The 20,726-nt window shown below is 70.1% G+C and carries 18 protein-coding genes; 9 read left to right on the plus strand and 9 right to left on the minus strand.

All coding sequences use genetic code 11. From position 1 onward, the window contains the following. The first annotated feature begins 3 nt into the window (after nt 1-3). Genes A6B37_RS03550 through A6B37_RS03580 form a run of 7 tightly spaced genes read left to right on the plus strand, consistent with a single transcriptional unit; the run spans nt 4 to nt 8,341 of the window. Nucleotides 4-1,623 carry a methyl-accepting chemotaxis protein gene (locus A6B37_RS03550; protein ID WP_111824921.1) on the plus strand — a complete coding sequence of 540 codons (1,620 nt, stop codon included), beginning with the start codon at nt 4-6 and terminating at the stop codon, nt 1,621-1,623. Between the two features lie 8 nt (nt 1,624-1,631). Further along, on the plus strand, nt 1,632-2,132 hold the full coding sequence (locus A6B37_RS03555) for a chemotaxis protein CheW (protein WP_111824922.1): 501 nt from the start codon (nt 1,632-1,634) through the stop codon (nt 2,130-2,132). Continuing rightward, a complete protein-coding gene (locus A6B37_RS03560; RefSeq protein ID WP_111824923.1) occupies nt 2,129-3,388 on the plus strand; it encodes a protein-glutamate O-methyltransferase CheR in 1,260 nt (419 codons plus the stop codon). Before A6B37_RS03555 ends, A6B37_RS03560 begins: the two co-directional genes overlap by 4 nt. Beyond that, on the plus strand, nt 3,381-4,040 hold the full coding sequence (locus A6B37_RS03565) for a chemotaxis protein CheW (protein ID WP_111824924.1): 660 nt from the start codon (nt 3,381-3,383) through the stop codon (nt 4,038-4,040). The genes A6B37_RS03560 and A6B37_RS03565 overlap by 8 nt, the downstream gene beginning before the upstream one ends. Then, nucleotides 4,037-6,277, plus strand: a complete 2,241-nt coding sequence (locus A6B37_RS03570) for a hybrid sensor histidine kinase/response regulator (protein WP_111824925.1) — start codon at nt 4,037-4,039, stop codon at nt 6,275-6,277. Before A6B37_RS03565 ends, A6B37_RS03570 begins: the two co-directional genes overlap by 4 nt. Then, entirely contained in the window at nt 6,274-7,284 is a 1,011-nt protein-coding gene (locus tag A6B37_RS03575) for a chemotaxis response regulator protein-glutamate methylesterase (RefSeq protein ID WP_111824926.1), read from the plus strand. Before A6B37_RS03570 ends, A6B37_RS03575 begins: the two co-directional genes overlap by 4 nt. A gap of 34 nt (nt 7,285-7,318) precedes the next feature. Then, nucleotides 7,319-8,341 (plus strand): PleD family two-component system response regulator, encoded by a 1,023-nt coding sequence (locus tag A6B37_RS03580; protein WP_102775948.1) that lies wholly within the window; start codon nt 7,319-7,321, stop codon nt 8,339-8,341. A 212-nt stretch (nt 8,342-8,553) separates the two neighbouring features. On the opposite strand, the gene A6B37_RS03585 is transcribed toward A6B37_RS03580, so the two are convergent. Next, nucleotides 8,554-9,033, minus strand: a complete 480-nt coding sequence (locus A6B37_RS03585) for an Lrp/AsnC family transcriptional regulator (RefSeq protein WP_102775949.1) — start codon at nt 9,031-9,033, stop codon at nt 8,554-8,556. A 168-nt stretch (nt 9,034-9,201) separates the two neighbouring features. Here A6B37_RS03585 and A6B37_RS03590 point away from each other — a divergent pair, with 168 nt between their 5' ends. Next, nucleotides 9,202-10,485 carry a cystathionine gamma-synthase family protein gene (locus A6B37_RS03590; RefSeq protein ID WP_111824927.1) on the plus strand — a complete coding sequence of 428 codons (1,284 nt, stop codon included), beginning with the start codon at nt 9,202-9,204 and terminating at the stop codon, nt 10,483-10,485. 2 nt (nt 10,486-10,487) lie between these two features. On the opposite strand, the gene A6B37_RS03595 is transcribed toward A6B37_RS03590, so the two are convergent. Further along, on the minus strand, nt 10,488-11,996 hold the full coding sequence (locus A6B37_RS03595) for an MFS transporter (RefSeq protein ID WP_111824928.1): 1,509 nt from the start codon (nt 11,994-11,996) through the stop codon (nt 10,488-10,490). 96 nt (nt 11,997-12,092) lie between these two features. Between A6B37_RS03595 and A6B37_RS03600 the strand changes: the two genes are divergently transcribed. Then, nucleotides 12,093-12,983 carry a LysR family transcriptional regulator gene (locus A6B37_RS03600; RefSeq protein WP_102775952.1) on the plus strand — a complete coding sequence of 297 codons (891 nt, stop codon included), beginning with the start codon at nt 12,093-12,095 and terminating at the stop codon, nt 12,981-12,983. Here A6B37_RS03600 and A6B37_RS03605 read toward each other — a convergent pair. From A6B37_RS03605 to A6B37_RS03635, 7 genes are all read right to left on the minus strand, one after another. Continuing rightward, a complete protein-coding gene (locus A6B37_RS03605) occupies nt 12,980-13,666 on the minus strand; it encodes a GntR family transcriptional regulator (RefSeq protein ID WP_102775953.1) in 687 nt (228 codons plus the stop codon). The genes A6B37_RS03600 and A6B37_RS03605 overlap by 4 nt on opposite strands. A gap of 175 nt (nt 13,667-13,841) precedes the next feature. Next, nucleotides 13,842-14,828: a tripartite tricarboxylate transporter substrate binding protein gene (locus A6B37_RS03610; RefSeq protein WP_111824929.1), complete on the minus strand. Its 987-nt coding sequence runs from the start codon at nt 14,826-14,828 to the stop codon at nt 13,842-13,844. Between the two features lie 48 nt (nt 14,829-14,876). Then, on the minus strand, nt 14,877-15,878 hold the full coding sequence (locus A6B37_RS03615) for a tripartite tricarboxylate transporter substrate binding protein (RefSeq protein WP_102775955.1): 1,002 nt from the start codon (nt 15,876-15,878) through the stop codon (nt 14,877-14,879). Nucleotides 15,879-15,912: 34 nt separating this feature from the next. Beyond that, nucleotides 15,913-17,163, minus strand: a complete 1,251-nt coding sequence (locus A6B37_RS03620; RefSeq protein WP_102775956.1) for a CoA transferase — start codon at nt 17,161-17,163, stop codon at nt 15,913-15,915. Nucleotides 17,164-17,167: 4 nt separating this feature from the next. Then, nucleotides 17,168-18,304 (minus strand): acyl-CoA dehydrogenase, encoded by a 1,137-nt coding sequence (locus A6B37_RS03625; RefSeq protein ID WP_111824930.1) that lies wholly within the window; start codon nt 18,302-18,304, stop codon nt 17,168-17,170. Between the two features lie 12 nt (nt 18,305-18,316). After that, the gene (locus A6B37_RS03630; protein WP_111824931.1) at nt 18,317-19,513 is read right to left on the minus strand and encodes an acyl-CoA dehydrogenase family protein; all 1,197 of its coding nucleotides are present in this window, start codon (nt 19,511-19,513) and stop codon (nt 18,317-18,319) included. 14 nt (nt 19,514-19,527) lie between these two features. Next, the gene (locus A6B37_RS03635; RefSeq protein WP_111824932.1) at nt 19,528-20,709 is read right to left on the minus strand and encodes an acetyl-CoA C-acyltransferase; all 1,182 of its coding nucleotides are present in this window, start codon (nt 20,707-20,709) and stop codon (nt 19,528-19,530) included. Nucleotides 20,710-20,726 lie beyond the last annotated feature (17 nt).

Here is a 20,726-nt window from a genome sequence, read left to right on the forward strand (position 1 = left end):
GGCATGAATAATCTGACACTGCGCCAGCGCATCCTGGCCAGCTTCATGGTCATCCTGGCCATCATGGCATTGATGGTGGTGGTCGATTACCGGCGCCTGCTGGTGATCGAATCGGAAGTCAAGTTGATCAACAGCGACGCGGTGCCGGGCATCTATCACAGCGCCTCGATCCGCGCCGCCTGGCTGACGGGTTTCATCACGGTGCAGGACGCCCTGAGCCTGGATACCGCGCAAGAACGCGCCACCGCCCTGGAGGCCCTGCCGAAAAACGACCAGGCGCTGGACGAAGAGGTCGCGCAATACCGCCGCACCATCGAACGCAACGACGACCTGCAGCTCTTCGAGGCCTTCGAGCGCGAACTGCGGGAGTACAAGCGCATCCGCGCCGAGATCCTGGCGCCGGGCACGCTGGCGGACGCCGCGCTGGCGCAGGCGCGCATCAAGTCGGACCTGCGGCCGGCGTTCTACAAGGGCCGCGACATCCTGGCCACGGTGGTGACCGAGAACAAGCGGCAGGCCGACGAGGCGGCCGAGGCCATCCGCAAATCGGTGACCGACGCCGAGGTCGGCATGATGGTGTCGCTGGCCCTGGCGATCGTCGCGGCGGTGATCTGCGGCGTGCTGCTGATGCGCGCCATCGCCGACCCGATGCGCTACATCGTCAAGACGCTGGAGTCCACCGGCGGCGGCGATCTGACCCGCCGCCTGAAGCTGGCGCGCAAGGACGAGTTCAACGCCATCGAGACGGGCTTCAACGGCATGCTGGACGAGCTGACCGGACTGGTCGGCAAGACCCAGCGTTCGGCGGTGCAGGTCGCCACTTCGGTCACCGAGATCGCGGCCACCTCGAAGCAGCAGCAGGCGACCGCCTCGGAAGTGGCCGCCACCACCACCGAGATCGGCGCCACCTCGCGCGAGATCTCCGCCACTTCGCGCGAACTGGTGCGCACCATGACGGAAGTCTCGGGCGCGGCCGAGCAGACCGCGGCGCTGGCCGGCAACGGCCAGGTCGGGCTGGCGCGCATGGAGGAGACCATGCGCAACGTGGTCGGCGCGGCCGGCTCGGTCAACGCCAAGCTGGCGATCCTCAACGAGAAGGCCGGCAACATCACGCAGGTCGTGACCACGATCACGAAAGTGGCAGACCAGACCAACCTGCTGTCGCTGAACGCCGCCATCGAGGCCGAGAAGGCGGGCGAGTACGGCCGCGGCTTCGTGGTCGTGGCGACCGAGATCCGGCGGCTGGCGGACCAGACCGCCGTCGCCACCTACGACATCGAGCAGATGGTGCGCGAGATCCAGTCGTCGGTCTCGGCCGGCGTCATGGGCATGGACAAGTTTTCCGAGGAAGTGCGCCGCGGCATGGCCGACATGCAGCAGGTGGGCGACCAGCTGTCGCAGATCATCCAGCAGGTGCAGACCCTGGCGCCGCGCGTACAGATGGTCAACGAAGGCATGCAGGCGCAGGCCACCGGGGCCGAGCAGATCAACCAGGCGTTGCAGCAGCTGAGCGACGCGGCGCAGCAGACGGTGGAGTCGCTGCGCCAGTCCTCGCTGGCCATCGACGAGCTGACGCTGGTGGCCAACGACCTGCGCAGCGGCGTGTCGCGCTTCAAGGTGTGACGGCGGACATGGCGGACTCCCACGCCCGCGCGGCGGCCGCACGCCGGCTGTACCTGCTGTTCTGCATCGGTTCCGACCGCTATGCGCTGGAGGCGCGCGACGTCGCCGAGGTGCTGGGCCTGCGCGCGCTCAAGCAGGTGCCCGGCGCGCCGTCGTGGGTGGCCGGCATGCTGGAGCGCCGCGGCGCGGCGGTCCCGGTCATCGACATGAGCGCGCTGGCCGGGCGGGGGGCGGCGGCGGCCGTGACCAGCACGCGGCTGGCGCTGGTGCGCTACCGCGGCGCGCCGCAAGCCGAGCCGCGGCTGCTGGGGCTGATCCTTGAGCAGGCCACGGAAACCGCGCATTTCGACCCGGCCGCGTTCCGGCCGGGCGGGCTGGATCATCCCGAGGCCCGCTACCTGGGGCCGGTGCTGAGCCACGCCGGCGGCCTGGTGCAGGCCGTACGCGTCGACGATCTGCTGCCGGCGGCGGTGCGCGCGCTGCTGTTTCCGGACGAGGCCCGGCCATGATGCTGGTCGACGATTTCAGCGCGCTGCTCAAGCGGCGCATGGGCCTGGATAGCGGCTCGATCGGCAAGGCGGCCGTGGAGCGGGCGGTGCGGCGCCGCATGAGCGTGGCCGGCGTGGACGACGAGGGCGATTACCTGCAGCATGCCCGCAGCTCGCTCGACGAAATGCAGCAGCTGATCGAAGCGGTGATCGTGCCGGAGACCTGGTTCTTCCGGTATCCGGAGTCCCAGGCCGCGATGGCCGCGCTGGCGCGCGAGCGCCTCTACGCGCCCGGCGCCGAGCACCGCGTGCTGCGGGTGCTGAGCCTGCCGTGTTCCAGCGGCGAAGAACCGTATTCCATCGTCATGGCGCTGCTGGACGCCGGCGTGCCGGCCGAACGCTTCCAGGTGGACGCGGTGGACATCAGCGTGCGCATGGTCGAGTTCGCGCAGCGCGCCGTGTATGGCCGCAACGCATTCCGGGGCGACGACCTGGCCTATCGCGACCGCTATTTTTCCGAAACCGGCGACGGCCATCTCCTGGCCGGGCAGGTGGCCGCGCGCGTGCGGTTCCGTTCGGGCAACCTGTTCGATCCGGGGCTGCTGGCGGGCGTCGCGCCGTACGACTTCGTGTTCTGCCGCAATCTGCTGATCTATTTCGACGCGGCCACGCAGGAACGCGCCGTGCAGGTGCTGCTGCGCCTGGCGCGAGACGACGGCGCGCTCTTCGTCGGCCCGGCCGAGACCAGCCTGCTGACGGCGCGCCGGCTGCCCGCGCTGCCGATGGCGCGCGCCTTCGCCTTCGGCGCGCGCGCCTTGCCGGCGGCGGCCAAGGCCGCGCCGCGGCCGGCGCGCCCGCTGGCGCATGGCTGGACGCCGCCCCGGCGGGCGCTGCCGCAGGCGCCCGCACCGGGCCTGGCCCGGCCGCACGCCGCGCGGCCCGCGCCGGCGCCGGCCAGGCAGGAGGCCGAGGCCTCGTTGCAGCGCATAGCCGCCCTGGCGGACCAGGGGCGGGTGGACGAGGCCGCCGCGCAATGCCAGGCCCATATCGACGCCCACGGGGTCAGCGCCGAGGCGCTGTATCTGCAAGGGCTGCTGCAGGACGCCGCCGGCGACGCGCGCCAGGCCCAGGCCGCGTACCGCAAGGCGCTGTACCTGGAGCCGACCCACCGCGAGGCGCTGCTGCACCTGGCCGCGCTGGTCGCTTCCGAGGGCGACCACGAGGGCGCCCGCCGCCTGCAGGCGCGCGCGGCGCGCGAGGAGACGCGCCGTGAGTGAAACCCTGGACAGGCTTGCCGACGTGGACGACTGCTGGAACCGCATCGGCATCCGCGGCGACCAGAGTTGCGCGCAGTTGGCGGGCCACGTGCATTGCCGCAACTGTCCGGTCTATGCCGCGGCGGCCAAGCGCATCCTAGACCGCCTGCCGCCGCAGATGGCCGAGGGCGACGGCGGCGCGCCGGAGCCCGCGCATGGCGACCTGTCCGCGCTGCTGGTGTTCCGCGTCCAGCGCGAGTGGCTGGGCCTGCCGGCGCAGGCGCTGGACGAAGTGGCGAGCGTGCGCCGCATCCTGGGCCTGCCGCACCGCCGCGACCCGGCGATGCTGGGCGTGGCCAATGTGCGGGGCACGCTAACCGTATGCGTGTCGCTGGCGCGGCTGCTGGGCCTGGAGGCCGCGCCCGAGGCGCGCGAGCGTCCGGCCGCGGCGCGCATGCTGATCCTGGGCGGCGCGGGCCGCGCGGTGGTGCTGCCGGTCGACGAGGTGCAAGGCATCCACGCCGTCGAACTGGACCGCCTCGAACCGCTGCCTGCCACGGTGGACGGCGCCGCGCTGAAATACACGCGCGGCGTGGCGCGCGCCGGCGGCCGCGCCGTGGGCGTGCTGGACGAAACCCTGCTGATGCAGGCCTTGGAACGGAGCCTGGCGTGAACCCGGAACAGATGCGCGACGCCTCGCTCCTGGAGCTGTTCCAGATCGAGACCCGCACCCAGGTGCAGGTGCTCAACGACGGCCTGCTGGCGCTGGAGCACGACCCCACGTCGGCGCCGCACCTGGAAGCCTGCATGCGCGCCGCGCATTCGCTCAAGGGCGCGGCGCGCATCGTGGACCTGCACCCCGCGGTGCGCATCGCGCACGCGATGGAGGACTGCCTGGTCGAAGCGAAGGAAGGGCGGCTGCGGCTGCAGGCCGCCGATATCGACGCCTTGCTGCTGGGCGCCGACCTGCTGCAGCGCGTGGCCACGCCGGGCGCGGAACTGGGCGGCGAGATCGACGATCTGGTGGCCCGGCTGAGCGGCGCGGCGCATGCGCCGCAGGCCGCGGCCGTTGCGCCGCCCGCGATGCCGGCCATCCCGGAACCGCCGGAAGTCCCCGCGGCGCTGCCGGCGCGGCGCAAGTCCGACCTCGGCGCGGGCGAGGGCGAGCGGGTACTCCGGGTTACCGCCGACACGCTCAACCGCTTGCTGGGCCTGTCCAGCGAAACGCTGGTGGAGTCGCAGTGGATCGCGCCGTTCGGCGCGTCTATGCTGCGCCTGCGGCGGCTGCAGGCCGGTGCGTTGCAGGCGCTGGACGGCGCGCGCACCGCGCTGGCCGGCAAGACGCTGGACCCGGGCGCGCAGGCCGCGCTGCAGGACGCCTACCGCATCGTCGAACAATGCCAGCAGGAACTGTCGCAGCGCACCGGCGAGGTCGACGAGTTCGGCTGGCGCATGGGCCATCTGGCGCGGCGCCTGTACGACACGGCGCTGGCCTGCCGGATGCGGCCCTTCGGCGACGGCGTGGGCGGCATGGCCCGCATGGTCCGCGACCTGGGCCGCGCGCTGGGCAAGCAGGTGCGCCTGGAGATCGAGGGCGAGTCCACCCAGGTCGATCGCGACATCCTCGAGAAGCTCGACGCGCCGCTGACCCATCTGCTGCGCAACGCCGTCGATCACGGCATAGAAATGCCGGCGGTCCGGGCGGCGGCGGGCAAGCCGCCGGAAGGCCTGATCCGGCTGGCGGCGCGGCACGCGGCCGGCATGCTGCTGATCGAACTGAGCGACGACGGCGCCGGCATCGCGCCCGAACGGCTGCGCGACGAAGTGGTGCGGCGCAAGCTGGCCAGCGCGGAGACCGCGGCGCGGCTCAGCGAGGCCGAACTGCTGGAATTCCTGTTTCTGTCCGGCTTCAGCACGCGCGGCGAGGTCACCGAGATCTCGGGCCGCGGCGTCGGGCTGGACGTGGTGCAGACCATGGTGCGGCAGCTGCGCGGCGCCGTGCGCATCCAGCAGCAGACCGGGCAGGGCACGCGCTTCATGCTGGAGATGCCGCTGTCGCTGTCGGTGGTGCGCAGCCTGCTGGTCGAGATCCAGGAGCAGATCTACGCTTTTCCGCTGGCCTACGTCAGCCATGCCCTGCAGGTGCGGGCCGAGGACATCGAGCAATTGGAAGGGCACCAGCATTTCCGGTTCATGGGCCGGCAGATCGGGCTGGTGTCGGCGCGGCAGATCCTGCACACCGACCAGCCCGCGCCGTATTCGGAAACGGTCAGCGTGGTGCTGGTGGGCGAGCACGACCGGCTCTACGGCATCGCCGTGGACCGCTACGTCGGCGAGCGCACGCTGGTCGTGCAGCCGCTGGACCCGCGCCTGGGCAAGGTGCAGGACGTGATGGCGGGCGCGCTGATGGACGACGGCACGCCGCTGCTGATCCTCGACGTGGAGGACATGCTGGTGTCGGTGCAGAAGCTCGTCGAAGGCGGGCGGCTGGCGCGGGTCGACGGCCCGGGCGCGGCGGCCCCGGCGCGGCGCCGCAAGCGCGTGCTGGTGGTGGACGATTCGCTGACGGTGCGCGAACTGGAGCGCAAGCTGCTGTTGAACCGGGGCTTCGACGTGGCCGTGGCGGTCGACGGCATGGACGGCTGGAACATGCTGTGCAGCGAATCCTTCGACCTGGTCGTGACCGACGTGGACATGCCGCGCATGGACGGCATCGAGCTGGTGTCGTGCATCAAGGCCGATCCCAGGCTGCAAACCCTGCCGGTCATGGTAGTGTCCTACAAGGACCGCGAAGAGGACCGCCGGCGCGGGCTGGACGCCGGCGCCGACTACTACCTGGCCAAGGGCAGCTTCCATGACGACGCTTTGCTCGACGCCGTCGAAGACCTGATCGGAAAGGCGCACACGTGAGAATCGGGATCGTCAACGATATGCCGATGGCGGTGGAGATGCTGCGGCGCGTGATCGCGCTGGAACCGGCATTCCAGGTGGCGTGGGTGGCGGCCGACGGCCAGGAGGCCGTGGACCTGTGCGCGCGCGACCGCCCGGACCTGGTGCTGATGGACCTCATCATGCCGGTGATGGACGGGGTCGAGGCGACCCGGCGCATCATGGGGGCCACGCCCTGCGCCATCGTGGTGGTCACCTCCGACGTGGCCCGCCATACTTCGCGGGTTTTCGACGCCATGGGCCACGGCGCGCTGGACGCGGCCGATACGCCCGTGGTGGGCGCGGCCGATCTGGGCGTCGCGGCCGCGCCGCTGTTGCGCAAGATCCGCAACATAGGCTGGCTGATCGGCCGCTACGGCAGGCGTCTGCCGCTGAGCCCGGTGGCCGTGCCGGCGCCGCAGGCGCATGCGCAGGGGCTGCTGGTCATCGGCGCCTCGGCCGGCGGACCGGCGGCGCTGGCGCAGCTGCTGTCCGGCATCGCGCCGGGCTTTCCGGCCGGCATCGTGCTGGTGCAGCACGTGGACGCCTCGTTCGCCGCCGGCATGGCGGACTGGCTCAACGAGCAGGCGCGGCTGCCGGTGCGGCTGGTGCGCGAGGGCGAGCAGCCTGCGCCGGGGCAGATCCTGCTGGCCGGCACCGACGATCATCTGCGGCTGCTGGCCGATGGTACGCTGCGCTATGCGGAAGATCCCAAGGAAAGCCTGTACCGGCCTTCCATCGACGTGTTTTTCCATAGCGTCGCGCAGCATTGGCGCGGCCGGGCGGCCGGCGTGCTGCTGACGGGCATGGGCCAGGACGGGGCGCGCGGCCTGCGGGCGCTGCGCGAACGGGGCTGGCTGACGATCGCCCAGGACCAGGCCTCCAGCGCCGTCTATGGCATGCCCAAGGCCGCGGCCGCCATGCAGGCGGCCGTGGAAATCCGCCCATTGGACCAAATCGCTTCCCGCCTCACGCAGGCCTTTGCCTGAGCGGCCGGACATTGAACAAAAAGAAGGACTGAATATGTACCCTCCCACAGAAGGCGCGGCGCCGTCGAACCTGCAATCGCACGCGGCCATGGTGCTGCTGGTGGACGACCAGGTCATGGTCGGCGAGGCCATCAGACGGGCGCTGGCGGCGGAGGGCAATATCGACTTCCACTACTGCTCGGACCCGGAAAAAGCGCTGACCGTGGCGATCCAGACGCGGCCCACGGTCATCCTGCAGGACCTGGTGCTGCCCGGCGTGGACGGTCTGAGCCTGGTGCAGCAGTACCGCCAGCATGCCGTCACGCGCGACATTCCCATCATCGTGCTGTCCACCAAGGAAGACCCGGCGATCAAGAGCGCCGCGTTTTCGGCCGGCGCCAACGACTACCTGGTGAAGCTGCCCGATTCCATCGAGCTGGTGGCGCGCATCCGCTACCACTCGCGCTCGTATATGGCGCTGGTGCAGCGCGACGAGGCCTACCAGGCGCTGCGCCAGAGCCAGCAGCAGCTTCTGGAAAGCAATATGGAGCTGCGCCGCCTGACCAATTCGGACGGCCTGACCGGCCTGGGCAACCGCCGCTATTTCGACGAGTACCTCACCGCCGAATGGCAGCGCGCGCAGCGCGACGGCCGCGAGATCAGCATGTTGATGATCGACGTGGACCACTTCAAGTCCTACAACGACACCTACGGCCACATCGCCGGCGACGAGGCGCTCAAGCGCGTGGCCGGCACCATCTTCGCGAGCTGCGACCGCTCCACCGACCTGGCGGCGCGCTTCGGCGGCGAGGAGTTCGCGCTGGTGCTGCCCGGCACGCCCGCCGGCAGCGCGCGGCTCGCGGCCGAAAAGCTGCGCCGCGCCATCGAGGCCATGCAGATTCCGCAGAAGGACGCCGGCTCGGGCCCGTGGCTGACGGTAAGCATCGGCGCGGCCACCGCGGTGCCGCGCGAAGGGCAGGCCTGCACCGACCTGATCCAGGCGGCCGACCGCGGCCTCTACCAGGCCAAGCGCCAGGGCCGCAACCGGGTGGTGGCGGGGGCGCTGGAGGCCGTGTAGCGTCGTGGCGTAGGATGGGTGCAGCGCGAGCGTTCTTGGACAAGAACACATAAGCTCAGCGCGCGAAACCCATCAGGCGGCGCGAGCCGCCGCCTTTCGTGGCAAGAGGCCAACATCAGCACGCGGCGAAAAACGGCGGCTCGCGCCGCCTGATGGGTTTCGCGCGTTCGGCAGCCGGGTTCTTGCCTCAGAACTCCCGCGCTGCACCCATCCTACAAGTGCAGCTTCGCCGACGACTTGACCTCGTGCATCGACAGCGTGCTCAGCAGTTCCTTCACGCCGGGCAGCGGGCGCAGGCGGTTGCGCACGAAGTCCGAATAGGCGTCGAAATCGCGCGCCACGATGTGCAGCAGGTAATCGTGTTGGCCGGTGGTGTTGTGGCAGGCCAGCACCTCGGGCATGGCGAGCACGCCGGCCTCGAACGCGCGGCAGGTCTTTTCGGTGTGGTTTTCCAGCGAGATGCTGACGAAGGCCACCACGCCCATGCCCAGCGCGCGGCGGTCCAGGATGGCCTGGTAGCCGCGGATCACGCCGGTGTTCTCCAGGCGCTTGAGGCGCTTCCAGCAGGGCGAGGCCGACAGCGACACGCGCTCGGCCAGCTCGGCGTTGCTGAGCCGCCCATCTTCTTGAAGGATTTTCATGATTTTCCAATCGATCGCATCAAGTTGATGTAACGAGGCAGTGTCTTTCATCGGGTTCGGCTTCAAGGAAAGGTTGTTTCCCATTATCGCCGCCACGCAATAGAAATGGAAAGAATATTGGCGGCCGGCGCAGCCATACTGCCATGCATACCCGCGCCGCCGGCGCTATCGTCTGCGCATGCGCGATTTCCACCCCGGGACTACCGAGAGAGGCAGATCATGAGTTACTCCAGCTACCACAAGAAAGACATCTTCGGCCGTCCGCTGCACGCCGAAACGCAGATGATGTCCTACGGCTTCGACCCCTTCCTGTCGGAGGGCGCGGTCAAGCCGCCGGTATTCCTGACCTCGACCTTCGCGTTCCGCTCGGCCGAGGACGGGGCGGCGTTCTTCGATCTGGTGTCGGGCCGCAAGCCGCTGGGGCAGGACGAGGCCGCGGGGCTGGTCTACAGCCGCTTCAACCATCCCAACCTGGAGATCGTGGAGGACCGCCTGGCGCTGCTGGACGGCTCGCAGGACGCCTCCGTGACCTCCAGCGGCATGTCGGCGATCAGCGCGGTGTTCCTGGCGTTCCTGCGTCCGGGCGACCAGCTGGTGCAGTCGGTGCCGCTGTATGGCGGCACCGAGACCCTGATCTCGCGGATCTTTCCGGAATGGGGCATAGGCTCGCACGCGGTGCGCGACGGCCTGTCGGCGGCCAGCATGCGCGAGGCGCTGGAGGCGGCGGCCGCGCGGGGGCCGGTGCGCCTGTTCTATGTGGAAACGCCGGCCAACCCGACCAATGCGCTGATCGATTTCGCGGCCATGAAGAGCGAGCTCGACGCGTTCGAAGGCCGCCACGGCTACCGTCCCATCTCGGTCTGCGACAACACGCTGCTGGGGCCGATTTTCCAGAAGCCGGCCGAACATGGCGTGGACCTGTGCGTGTATTCGCTGACCAAGTATGTCGGCGGCCATAGCGATCTGGTGGCCGGCGCGGTCACCGGCGGCAAGGACCTGATCAAGAAGGTGCGCGCCATCCGCAGCGCGTTCGGCTCGCAGCTCGATCCGCATTCGTGCTGGATGATCACGCGCTCGATGGAGACCGTGGTGCTGCGCATGAAGCAGGCGGCGCGCACGGCGACCAAGGTGGCGCAATGGCTGGCCGGCAATCCGCTGGAGAAGGTGCAGCTGTTCCACCCCGAGCTCATCGCCGACAGCGCCTACCAGGAGGTCTACAAGCGCCAGTGCACCGGGCCGGGCTCGACCTTCGCCTTCGTGCTCGACGGCGGGCGCGAGAAGGCGTTCCGCTTCATCAATGCGCTGCATCTGTTCCGCTCGGCGGTGAGCCTGGGCGGCACCGAATCGCTGATCTGCCATCCGGCCTCCACCACGCACTCGGGCGTGCCGGCGGCCGAGCGCGAGGCCGCCGGGGTGTCGGAAGGATTGATCCGGGTCTCCATCGGGCTGGAGCACGAAGAAGACCTGATCGCCGACATGGAGCACGCGCTGCGCAGCTGCTGAGTTCAGGCGGGCAGCCGGCGGCGGTTGAGCAGCACGAACGCCGCCGTGGCCAGCAGCAGCAAGGTGGCCGTGGCCAGCACGGCGGCGTAGCCGGTGTCGAACGCGCCGCGGGCCAGCGCCGCCAGCGCGGCGCCCAGGTCGGCCGGCACGTGCTCGGCCACGATGAGCGCCTGGTCCAGGCTGTCGCGCGCGGCCTCCGCGGGCAGGCCCGCCGGCACGTCCAGCGCGTGGGCGTACACGCCCGACAGGATGGAGCCCATCAGCGTGACGCCCAGCGCGCCGCCCAGCTCATAGGACACCTCTTCGATCGAGGCCGCCATGCCGGCGCGCTCGGGCGTGGCGCTTTGCATGATGGTGCTGGAGGCCGCCGTCATGGTGGCGCCTATGCCCAGGCCCAGCACGCACAGGCTGGCCATCTGGGGCAGGATGGAAGCGTCATAGCTGAGCAGGTAGCCGGCCATGCCGGCGCCCGAGACCAGCAGCGCCAGGAACAGCAGGCGCGGTCCGTCGACGCGTCCCAGCAGCCAGCCCGCCAGCGGTCCGGACACGAAGGCGGCCAGCGACAGCGGCAGGATGAAGAGCGCGGCCTCCAGCGGCGACTTGCCCATGACGAGCTGCAGCCGCTGGCTGAACACTAGCTCCATGCCCAGCAGCGCGGCCGCGGCGAACAGCGCCGCCGCCACCGCCGACGAGAAGGCGCGGTTGCGGAATATCGCGAAGTCGATCAGCGGATAGGGCCGCCCGCGCTGGCGCCGCGCGAACACCGCGAGCAGCGCCGCGCCCGCGGCGCAGGCTAGCGCGGCGTGAGTCCACGAGGGCGCGGGCTTGCCCAGTTCCTTGAGCGCGTAGGCGCACAGGATCAGCCCGGCCATCACCTGCAGCGAACCGGCCAGGTCCCACGGACGCCCGGTCTGCGGCCGGCTGGCCGGGATGCAGCGCCACGCCAGCGGCAGGGCCAGCAGCACGATGGGCACGTTGATCAGAAACACCGAGCCCCACCAGAAATGCGCCAATAGCGCGCCGCCGATGACCGGGCCGATGGCCGCGCCGCCCGAGGCCACCGAGGCCCAGATGCCGATGGCGACCGCGCGCTCGCGCTCGTCGGCGAAGGTTAGGCGCAGGATGGACAGCGTGGCCGGCATCATCATGGCCGCGCCCACCGCCAGCAGCGCGCGCGCCGCGATCAGCGCGGCCGCGCCGGGCGCATAGGCGGCGGCCAGCGAGGCCACGCCGAACACCGCCAGGCCGGCCATGAACAGGCGCTTGTGGCCCAGCCGGTCGCCCAGCGTGCCCATGCCCAGCAACAGGCCCGAGACCACCAATGCATAGATGTTCACGATCCACAGCTTGGCCGAGGCGCCGACGTTCAGTTCATGCGTCAGGCGCGGCAGCGCGGTGTAGAGCACGGTCATGTCGACCACGATCAGCAACAGGGCGCTGGACACGATGGCCAGCACCAGCCAGCGGCCGGGCGCGGCCGTGGCGACAGCGTTCGGTTCAGTCCGCTGCATGGTTCCACTCCTTCAAGAGGCGCTATTATTCATCAGGTAATTCGTACGAAAAAGTTTGATTTCATCTATTTAGTAGATGGATAACGGGAGAACCGCATGCAATGGACGCTGGAGCAGCTGCGCCAATTCGTGGCCGCGGCGCAGGCCGGATCGTTCTCCGCGGCCGCGCGCCAGCTGGGCCGGGCGCAGTCGGCCGTCAGCACGTCGGTGGGACTGCTGGAGGCCGACCTGGGGGTGGAGCTGTTCGACCGCTCGCGGCGCAACGCCACGCTGACCCCGGCCGGCGAGGTGATGCTGCAGGAGGCGCGCGAACTGCTGCGCCAGGCCGGCGGGCTGGAACAGCGCGCGCTGGCGTTCGCCGGCGGGCGCGATGCGCGCCTGTCGATCGCGCTGGACGAGGCCTTGCCGCATCTGGTGCTGGGCGCCTTGCTCAAGGAACTGGCCGAGCGCTTTCCGGCGCTGGAGCTGACCCAGCTGAACGGCACCGCCACCGAGGTCGCCGACTACCTGCGCCAGGGCCGCGCCAGCCTGGCCTTCCACCTGGACCGGGGCGATCCTGGCCCGTCCTTTGCGCATCGCCGCCTGGGCGACGTGGCGCAGGGCATTTTCGTGGCTCGCGGGCATCCGCTGGCCGCGCTGCCCGCCGCCGGGCGCAGCGACCTGGCCCGGCACCGGCAACTGGTCATGCAGATGGATGGCGTCGACGACCTGGTGCTGAGCCCCACGGTATGGCGCGCCGACAGCTGCTACGCCATCGCGGCCATGGCGGCCGACGGCGTGGGCTGGGCCATCCTGCCGCTCAATATCGCGGAGTACGAAGGCAATCGCCAGGCGCTGATCCGGGTGCCCAGCGAGGACCTGTCGCTGCCGATGCTGCCGGTGCGCAGCCTCTGGCTGCAGGGCGGCAGGCTGGGCGAAACCGAGAGCTGGATGCAGCAGCGCATGGAGCAGCTGCTGCGCGAGCAACTGCGCGCCGGGGCGCGCTAGCGCAACAGCGCGCTGACCAGGTCGCCGTCGCTGCGCCCGCCCTGGGAGAAGTCCAGCGCGGTCTGCACGTGTTCCAGGTGCGCGTCCATCAGCGCGCAGGCGCGCTCGGCGTCGCCGGCGCGGGCCGCGTCGATGAACTCCTGGTGTTCGCGCGACGAGCAGCTCGCGTCGCGCGAGCTCTGGTAAAGCATGGTGATCACGGCGCTGCGGGCCGACAGCTCGCGCAGCATGCCGGTCAGCACCGAATTGCCGACCACCTCGGCCAGCAGGATGTGGAAATGGCCCAGCAGCTGGTTGCGCGCCTGCACGTCGCCGCCTTCCAGCGCGCGGCGCTCGGCCGCCAGGTGCGCGTCGATGCGGCGGTAGTCGGCGGCCGTGGCGCGCGCCACGAATTCGCGCGCCAGCGCGGCCTCGAGGATGCGGCGCACGGCGTAGACCTCGCGCGCCTCGTTGGCGTCGGGCTTGCTGACGAAGGCGCCCTTGTCGGGAACGATCTGGATCAGCTTGTCCTTGGACAGCATGAGCAGCGCGGCGCGCACTTTGGTGCGGCTGACCTGGTAGACGCGGCCCAGCGCCTCTTCGCGCAGGCGGGTGCCGGGCGGAAGCTGGTGCGCCACGATGGCGGCCGCCACTTTCCTGGCGATGTCGTCGGCGCTGAGATCGGTGGGGACGTCCTGGGGCATGGGCGGCGGCGGGGGAATACGGGCAGCCAGTCTAGCAAATGTCGGATGGGGGGGCGAGATGGGTTCCGCGCGTTCCGTGACGGGGTTCTTGCGTCGGGAATCTCGCGCTGCACCCATCCTACGTCCCTGGCGCTTCCAGCGCGCGTAACCCATCTTCCGCCCGCAACCCACTCCCTCAATTCTTCGCCATCAATCCCAGATACTCGATCAGGGACTTCTCCTTGACATAGGTTTCCTGGGCCCAGGCCTTGTAATCCTGGCTGTCGCGGTAGGCGGGTTCCTGGTTCAGCTGTTTCATGACCTCCATGCTGGCCGGGTCGTACAGCGCGCGCTTGAAGGCGTCGTGCAGCGTCTTGACCACGGCGGGGTCCATGCCCTTGGGGCCGGCCAGGCCGTAGGGCGAGGTCGACACGACCTTGTAGCCCAGTTCCTTGGCGGTGGGCACGTCGGGCCAGCGGGTGGTGCGTTTTTCGCCGAAGGTGACCAGCAGGCGCATCTTGCCGGCATCGACGAACTGGTCCCAGCCGGTGGCGTCGCTCTGCGCCATGACGTGGCCGCCCAGCAGGGCCTGCTGCATGTCGGCGTTGCCCTTGAAGGGCACGTGGTTCAGCTTGACCTTGGCGTTGATGGCGACTTCCTCGATCAGCAGGTGGGGCGAGGAGCCCACGCCGGTGGAGCCGTAGTCGATGGTGCCCGGCGCCTTGCGCGCGGCCTCGATGTATTCGTTGAAGGTCTTGTAGGGCGAGTCGGCGCGCACGGTGAAGCCGAAGGTGTAGCCCGACAGCCCGATGATGAAGCTGAAATCGTTGATCGGGTCCCAGCTGCTTTTCTGCATGTAGGGCATGCGCAGCATCGCCAGCGTGTACAGGCTGATGGTGTAGCCGTCGGGCTTGGCGGTCTTGGCCATGGTGGACGGGCCCAGGGTGCCGCCGGCGCCGGGCCGGTTTTCGACGATGACGGGCTGGCCCAGGTATTTGGCGGCGTCCTGCGCCACGATCCGGAGGTGGCGGTCGGTGGAGCCGCCGGCCGGGAAGGGCACGATCAGCGTGATGGGCTTGGACGGGAACGCGGCCTGGGCGCCGGCCTGCAGCGGCAGGACGGCGCCCAGCGCCGCGGTCAGCGCCAGGCCCAGGCAGGCGCGGCGGGTGGTGGATGGTTGCATGTGCTTGGTCTCCTCTGGTGGACGCCGCCGGTTCCGCCCGGTCGGTCGTTATTCTGCGGTCATGCCTTTGTCGCGCGCGAGCGCGCCCCATTTCTGGTAGTCGTCGGCGATGCGCCGGCCCATCGCGTCGGCCGGCTCATAGTGCGCGATGGTGCCCGCGCCGATGAGCTTGGCCTGGATCGCCGGGTCGGCCAGGATGGCCTGGACTTCGCGGCCGAGCCGTTCGATTACCGCGCCGGGCGTGCCGCGCGGCGCCAGCAATCCGCCCCAGGACACCGCGTCGAAACCGTCGAAGCCCTGTTCGCCGATGGTGGGCACGTCGGGCAGCACGGACACGCGGCTGGGTGAACCGACCGCCAGCGCGCGCAGCTTGCCCGCCTGTATATGCGGCAGGGCCGCCACCAGGTCGGCGTACATCATGGGCACCTGTCCGCCTATCGTGTCGGTGATGGCGGGCACGCCGCCCTTGTAGGCCACGTGCTGCATGCGGAAGTCGCCCACGTCCTGCAGCCGTTCCATGGTCATGTGGCCGAAGCTGCCGGCGCCCGAGCTGGTGTAGTTCAACTCGCCGGGGTGGGCGCGGGCATAGTCGACCAGCTGCTTCAGGCTGGCGACCTCGGGCAGCTTCTGCGGATTGGTCACGACCACGATGGGCAGGTCGTACACCGTGGCCACGGGCTGGAAGTCCTTGGGCGTCTCGTAGCCGACGTTCCTGTAGAAGAAGGGCGCGAACAGCGTGGGCGTGGCCAGCATCATCAGGGTGTAGCCGTCGGCCGGCGAACGCTTGAGCAGGTTGGCGGCGATCGACCCCGAGGCGCCGGGCCGGTTCTCCACGATGACGGGCTGCCGCAGCCGCGCTTCGAGCTGCTGGCCGATCAGCCGCGAGGCCACGTCGGTCGGGCCGCCGGGCGGAAACGGCACGATCAGCCTGATGGGCTGGCTGGGATAGGATTGCGCGGCCGCGCCGCCCGCCACGAGCAGGCTTGCCGCCAGGGCCAGCACGGCGCGCCGGGCGCGGGAGGGATGGGTGCACGAAATCGGTGCCGTCATGATCGATGTTCCTGGTCTGCGTTCTTCGGAGATTTCAATCGGCGCGGCCGTCGCCGGGCAGGGTCAGCACGCCCTGCGCCTGCAAGGCCTCTAGTTGCGCGTCGCTCATCTGCAGCAGGCGCTGCAGCACGTCGCGCGTGCCTTCGCCCAGCGTGGGCGGGGCGTGGCGGATGGGCAGGCGCTGCCCGTCCAGGCGGTACGGCGGCGCATAGACGTGCGTGCTGCCGGCCACGGGGTGCGGCAGTTCCTGCACCAGGCCGCCGCGGCGCGTGCGCGGGCCGGTCAGGGCTTCGTGCAGCCCCAGCACCTCGCCGCAGGGAATGCCGCACTCGGTCAGGCGCGCCAGCAGCAGGTCGCGCGGGAATTCGCGGATCAGGCCGGTCACCACGGGCAGCAGGGTCAGGCGGTTCCTGGCGCGCTCGACGTTGGTGGCGTAGCGCGGGTCCTCGACGATGTCGGGCCGCATCACCACCTGGCGGCAGAATTTGTCGAACTGCGCATTGGTGCCGACCGCGATGATGAGCGGGCCGTCGGCGGCTTCGAACATGCCGTAGGGCACGATGGACGGATGGGCGTTGCCGTAGCGCTGCGGGTCGCGGCCCAGCAGCAGGGCGTCCAGGCCGTAGTAGCTGGTGACCATGATGCCGCAGTCGTACAGCGCCATTTCGATCAGGCGGCCGCGGCCGCTGCGTTCGCGCCGGTAGAGCGCGGCCAGGACGGCCTGCGCGGCGTACATGCCGGTCATCATGTCCACCGCCGCGACGCCGAATTTCAACGGCGGCTGTTGCGCTTCGCCGTTGATCGCCATGAGGCCGGTCTCGCCCTGGATGACGAGGTCGTAGCCGGGGCGCGCCGCCTCGGGTCCGGAACTGTCGTAGCCGGCGATGGCGCAATAGATCAGGTCGGGCTTGACGGCCTTGAGCTGCTCGTAGCCCAGGCCCAGCTTCTCGGCGCCGCCGCTCTTGAAGTTGTGGATCACCACGTCGAACTGCGGCAGCAGGCTGTAGACGATCTCCACGCCGGCGCTGGACTGCAGGTCCAGCGTGATGGACCGCTTGTTGCGGTTCATGCTGTTGTAGTAGGTGGTCTCGCCCTTGCCGATGCGCAGGCCCCAGTCGCGCGTGTCGTCGCCGCGCACGGGGTGTTCGACCTTGACGACCTCGGCGCCGAAGTCGGCCAGCACCTGGCCGCACAGCGGGCCGGCGAAGACGCGGGAAAGGTCCAGGACCCGCACGCCTTCGAGCGGCAGGTCGAGGGCGTCGGGGGGCGGGGTGCCGCTGTTCATGGCATTACTCCTGCGGGGCCAGTGCGATGAAACGGGCGAGATGATGGTCTTCGTCGCCGAACTGATGGTCGATCATGACCAGGCGCTTGGCATAGTGGGCCAGCGGCAGTTCCCAGGTCATGCCGATGCCGCCGTGCAGCTGGATGCATTCTTCGGCCACCAGGATGCCCACGCGTCCGATGGTGTACTTGGCGGCCGACAGCGCGCGCTCGCGCGTGGCGCGGTCGGCATGGCCGAGCTGGGCGGCGGCGTTGATGACGGCCGAGCGCGCCTGTTCGATCTCCAGCAGCACGTCGGCCATGCGGTGCTGCAGGGCCTGGAAGCGGCCTATCGGCACGCCGAACTGCTTGCGGGTCTGCAGGTATTCGAGGGTGGCGTCGCGCGCGGCGTCCATCGCGCCCACGGCCTCGGCGCACAGCGCCAGCACGCCCTTGCCGATGCTGCGTTCCAGCACGGCATGGCCGGCGCCGGCCTGGCCCAGCAGGGCGTCGGCGCCCACGCGCACATGGTCCAGGCTCAGGTCGCCGGCGCGGCCGCCGTCGATCAGGGGGTAGCCCTGCACCTGCAGGCCGGGCGCGCCGGCCGGGACCAGGAAGAGCGAAATGCCGTCGGCGTCGTCGTCGCCGCCCGAGGTGCGCGCCGACACCACGAACAGACCGGCCTGTTCGGCGTGTCCAACCACGGCCTTGGCGCCGTCGAGCCGCCAGCCGTCGCCGTCGCGCTCGGCGCGGGTCCGCACGTGCGCCAGCTCGTAGCCGGCCTGCGCCTCGGCGTGGGCCAGCGACACGATGGCGGCGCCGGACTGCAGCTCGGCCAGCACGGCCTTCTGCGCCGGCGTGCCGGCCGCGGCGATGGCGTCGCCGGCCACCAGCGCGTCCAGGAAGGGCTCCACCACCAGCCCGCGGCCCAGGGCCTCGAACACCACCGCGATGTCGAATCCGGCGCCGCCCAGGCCGCCGTCGTCTTCCGGGAACAGCGCGCCGATGGCGCCCAGCTCGGCATAGCGCCGCCAGAAGTCCGCGCTATAGCCCTGGGACGAGCGCGCGATGTCGTCGCGCACGGCGAAACCGTACTGCTCGGCCACGAAGCGTCGCAGCATGTCCGACAGCATGCGCCGGTCTTCGGTATGGTCGAAATTCATCTGCTTGATTCCTTACAGTCCCAGGATCATCTTGGAGATGATGTTCTTCTGGATTTCGTTCGAGCCGCCGAAGATCGACAGCTTGCGGAAGTTGAAGTACTGCGCGGCGGCGCTGTCGGCGCCGTCCGGCCCGATCTGCGGGCCGTCATAGCCGTCTTCGAGCGCCTGCTTCACGTAGGGCCGGGCATAGACGCCCATGGCGCGGCGGTTGAGCGCCGTGATTTCCTGGCGGATCTGGGTGCCGCGGATCTTCAGCATCGAGCTTTCGGCGCCGGGCGCGCCGCCGTGGGCGGCCGCGGCCAGCACGCGCAGATTGGTCACGCGCATGTTGTCCAGTTCGATCTCGACGCGCGCCAGCCGAGCCGCGAACAGCGGGTCCTCGGCCAGCGGCTTGCCGTTCTTGCGCTGGCGCGCCGCCACGGTCTTGAGCTGCTGCAGCGCGGCCGTCGACAGGCCCACGCCGGCGATATTGGTGCGCTCGTAGGTCAGCAGGTACTTGGCGCAGGACCAGCCGCGGTTTTCTTCGCCCACCAGGTTGGCCACGGGTACGCGCACGTCGGAGAAGAACACTTCGTTGACTTCGTGGTCGCCGTCCAGCGTGACGATGGGGCGCACCTCGATGCCGGGGCTGTTCATGTCGATGAGCAGAAAGCTGATGCCTTCCTGCGGCTTGCCTTCGCTGCGCGTGCGCACCAGGCAGAAAATCATGTTGGCGTGCTGGCCCAGCGTGGTCCAGGTCTTCTGGCCGTTGACGACGTAGTGGTCGCCGTCGCGCACCGCGGTGGTCTTGAGCGAAGCCAGGTCGGAGCCGGCGCCGGGCTCGGAATAGCCCTGGCACCACCAGTCCGAACCGTCGAGGATGCGCGGCAGCCAGTGGCGCTTCTGCGCTTCGTTGCCGTACTTGATGAGGACCGGGCCCAGCATGCTCAGGCCGAAGGGTACGATGCGCGGGGCGTGGGCCAGGGCGCATTCGTTCTCGAAGATGAACTTCTGCACGGCGCTCCAGCCGGTGCCGCCGTATTCGCGGGGCCAGTGGCTGGCCAGCCAGCCGCGCGCGTTCAGGATGGCGTGCCAGCCTTCCATGTCGGCCTTGGACAGGTGGCGGTGCCCGCGCACCTTGCGCGCCAGTTCCGGCGGCAGTTCGGCCGCCAGGAAGGCGCGCACTTCGGCGCGGAACGCTTCTTCTTCGGGGGTGAAAGTCAGATCCATGGTTGCTCTCGTGATCAATAGATTTCGAACAGTCCGGCCGCGCCCATGCCGCCGCCCACGCACATGGTCACGACCGCGTAGCGGGCGCCGCGGCGGCGGCCCTCCAGCAGCACGTGGCCGGCCAGGCGCGCGCCGGTGACGCCGAACGGATGGCCCAGCGCGATGGCGCCGCCGTTGACGTTCAGGCGTTCCATGGGGATGCCGAGTTTTTCCTGGCAATACAGGGCCTGCGAGGCGAAGGCCTCGTTCAGTTCCCAGAGGTCGATGTCCTGCACCGACAGGCCGTGGCGGGCCAGCAGCCTGGGCACGGCGTAGACCGGGCCGATGCCCATCTCGTCGGGTTCGCAGCCCGCGATCGCCAGTCCGCGGAACGCGCCCAGCGGCTGGATGCCGGCGCGCTGCGCCTGCGAGGCCTCCATCAGCACGCAGGCCGCGGCGCCGTCGGAAAGCTGCGAGGCGTTGCCGGCGGTGACGAACTGGCCGGGGCCGCGCACCGGCGTCAGCGCGGCCAGCGCCTCGTAGGTCGTGCCGGGACGGTTGCAGGTGTCGCGGTCCACGGTCACTTCGCGTTCGCTGACCGCGCCGGTGGCGCGATCGGTGACGGCCATGGTGGTGGTGACGGCGATGATTTCTTCGCGGTAGCGGCCGGTGGCCTGCGCGGCCTCGGCGCGCGCCTGGCTCTGGGCGGCGAAACGGTCCTGGGCCTCGCGGCTAATGCCGTAGCGCGCCGCGACGATGTCGGCGGTCTCGATCATGGGCAGGTAGAGCTCGGGCTTGTTGGCCACGATCCACGGGTCCATGCCGCTGACGCCGTCGTCGCGGGTGCGGATCTGCGAAACGCATTCCACGCCGCCGGCGATCATGGCTGGCGCGCCGTCCATGACGATGCGGCTGGCGGCGCTGGCGATGGCCTGCAGGCCCGAGGCGCAATAGCGGTTGACGGTGGCGCCGCCCACGCTCAGCGGCAGGCCGGCGCGCACCACCGCCTGGCGGCCGATGTTGCGGCCGGTGGCGCCCTCGGGGTAGCCGCAGCCGATGATGGCGTCCTCGATCAGCGCCGGGTCCACGCCGGCGCGCTCGACCGCGGCGCGCACGGCGTGGGCGGCCAGCGTGGGGCCGGCGATCAGGTTGAATTCGCCGCGCCCCGCCTTGGTGATCGGGGTGCGGGCGGTGGAGACGATAACGGCTTCACGCATGGCAATGGCCTTCTGCA

The sequence above is a fragment of the Achromobacter sp. HZ01 genome (assembly GCF_003267925.1).
Taxonomy (GTDB): Bacteria; Pseudomonadota; Gammaproteobacteria; order Burkholderiales; family Burkholderiaceae_B; genus Achromobacter; species Achromobacter pulmonis_A.

Excerpts from the sequence above, each read along its gene's own strand:
- A6B37_RS03600 (WP_102775952.1), top strand. The coding sequence starts at position 12,093 with ATGCAATGGACGCTGGAGCAGCTGCGCCAATTCGTGGCCGCGGCGCAG.
- A6B37_RS03585 (WP_102775949.1), bottom strand. The coding sequence starts at position 9,033 with ATGAAAGACACTGCCTCGTTACATCAACTTGATGCGATCGATTGGAAA.
- A6B37_RS03590 (WP_111824927.1), top strand. The coding sequence starts at position 9,202 with ATGAGTTACTCCAGCTACCACAAGAAAGACATCTTCGGCCGTCCGCTG.
- A6B37_RS03620 (WP_102775956.1), bottom strand. The coding sequence starts at position 17,163 with ATGAACAGCGGCACCCCGCCCCCCGACGCCCTCGACCTGCCGCTCGAA.
- A6B37_RS03550 (WP_111824921.1), top strand. The coding sequence starts at position 4 with ATGAATAATCTGACACTGCGCCAGCGCATCCTGGCCAGCTTCATGGTC.
- A6B37_RS03580 (WP_102775948.1), top strand. The coding sequence starts at position 7,319 with ATGTACCCTCCCACAGAAGGCGCGGCGCCGTCGAACCTGCAATCGCAC.
- A6B37_RS03635 (WP_111824932.1), bottom strand. The coding sequence starts at position 20,709 with ATGCGTGAAGCCGTTATCGTCTCCACCGCCCGCACCCCGATCACCAAG.
- A6B37_RS03560 (WP_111824923.1), top strand. The coding sequence starts at position 2,129 with ATGATGCTGGTCGACGATTTCAGCGCGCTGCTCAAGCGGCGCATGGGC.
- A6B37_RS03595 (WP_111824928.1), bottom strand. The coding sequence starts at position 11,996 with ATGCAGCGGACTGAACCGAACGCTGTCGCCACGGCCGCGCCCGGCCGC.
- A6B37_RS03625 (WP_111824930.1), bottom strand. The coding sequence starts at position 18,304 with ATGAATTTCGACCATACCGAAGACCGGCGCATGCTGTCGGACATGCTG.
- A6B37_RS03555 (WP_111824922.1), top strand. The coding sequence starts at position 1,632 with ATGGCGGACTCCCACGCCCGCGCGGCGGCCGCACGCCGGCTGTACCTG.
- A6B37_RS03605 (WP_102775953.1), bottom strand. The coding sequence starts at position 13,666 with ATGCCCCAGGACGTCCCCACCGATCTCAGCGCCGACGACATCGCCAGG.
- A6B37_RS03615 (WP_102775955.1), bottom strand. The coding sequence starts at position 15,878 with ATGACGGCACCGATTTCGTGCACCCATCCCTCCCGCGCCCGGCGCGCC.
- A6B37_RS03610 (WP_111824929.1), bottom strand. The coding sequence starts at position 14,828 with ATGCAACCATCCACCACCCGCCGCGCCTGCCTGGGCCTGGCGCTGACC.
- A6B37_RS03630 (WP_111824931.1), bottom strand. The coding sequence starts at position 19,513 with ATGGATCTGACTTTCACCCCCGAAGAAGAAGCGTTCCGCGCCGAAGTG.